The sequence below is a fragment of the Halorhodospira sp. 9622 genome (assembly GCF_022228025.1).
GTDB classification, from domain to species: Bacteria; Pseudomonadota; Gammaproteobacteria; order Nitrococcales; family Halorhodospiraceae; genus Halorhodospira; species Halorhodospira halophila_A.
In genome coordinates this window covers 1-1304 of the sequence record NZ_JAJNRE010000072.1, presented here as the reverse complement: position 1 = coordinate 1304, position 1304 = coordinate 1, and the positions used below count along the sequence as shown (strand labels likewise).

The 1304-nt window shown below is 68.7% G+C and carries 1 protein-coding gene; it reads left to right on the top strand.

From position 1 onward, the window contains the following. Window positions 1–138: 138 nt before the first annotated feature. Entirely contained in the window at window positions 139–1209 is a 1071-nt protein-coding gene (locus LRG07_RS13600) for an ERCC4 domain-containing protein (RefSeq protein ID WP_201169153.1), read from the top strand. Window positions 1210–1304: the final 95 nt, after the last annotated feature.

Below are 1304 nucleotides of genomic sequence, written 5' to 3'. Positions count from 1 at the left end.
CCACCGGGGAGCGGCCAACCGGCGTCAGGGGGCGACCTTCGAACGCCACAGGGGGACCGGCCAACCGACCTCAGCAGCCCAAGGGCATGCCCCGACGCGCCATGGTCGACGCGCACCCGCTCGCGCTATGCTTGCAACATGGCCACTTACTGGCGCGTACAGCAGACGCAGAGCGAGAAATTCCCGTACCGGATCACCCTGGAGAGCGATCACGACGGGATCATCCTCGCCCTGCGCGCCAAGGATCGCTGGCCGGGCCCGCAGGGGCACGTCTTCTGCCTGCGTGAGCAGGACCCGCCGGAGGAGACCCCCGAGGAGCTCGAGCACGTCCCCGTGGTTTCGCTCAATCGCTTCGGCAAGAAGCTCGCGCTGGTGCTCGACCGGCAGAAGCGCCGGCGCTGCGACTTCCTGTTCCTGACCAAGCCGTACAAGAACAAGCCCGGGCACTACGAACAGATTTTCTTCCGCACCCAGGGCGCCGTCCGGGCCCACAAGACCCGCGGCCGAACCCAGCTCTTCGGCGATTATCCGATCACCGCCCTGATCGACCGCGCCGAGCGTTACCCGTGGCGCTTTCCGGGTGCCGAAACGCGACGCGAGAGCCTCCCGGCCGGCGACTACGCGCTGGAGAGTGACGGGCAGATCCAGGCCGTGGTCGAGCGCAAGACCTTCGACAACCTCCTGACCGACTTCGGCCAGATCCAGATCCTTCACCAGCAGCTGGCGGAACTGGCGACCTATCCCCATCCCGCACTGGTGGTCGAAGCCACCTACGGCGACTTCCTCGACCCGCAGCGGGTCGCCCCCTGGTCAGCCGCCCACACAGCCCGGGTCGTGGCCGAGATCCAGGCCCTGCACCCGAAACTGCCCGTGGTCTTCGCGGGCAACCGCAAACAGGCCAACGAGTGGTGCCACGGCCTCTTCCGAGCCGTTGCCACACGCCTGGCGGACCCGGCTCCGCCCGCGGTCGCCGAAGCCTACGGCCGCTACCAAAGCGGTGCCGGCGGGCGCGGCGGCTGGGCCCTGGCGGTGCGCCGCGAAGTCCTCCATGAAATGCCCGAGCGCTTCACCATGGCCATGCTGCGCCAGCGCTTCCCGGACCGCCAGCCGCAGCAATTGCGCACCATCCTCCACCGCCTCCGCGAAGAAGGCCGCCTTCAGCGGGAGGGCCAAGGCCGCGCGACCGAGTGGGTGCGGGTCGAGCCGTAAGCGACGACGCTCAAGCAGTTGGCTGCACGGGAGTGTCTTTGATCAGTCGAATGCGGCAACCACGGGGGAAGGATCGGGTGGCGGGGGGGCGGAGA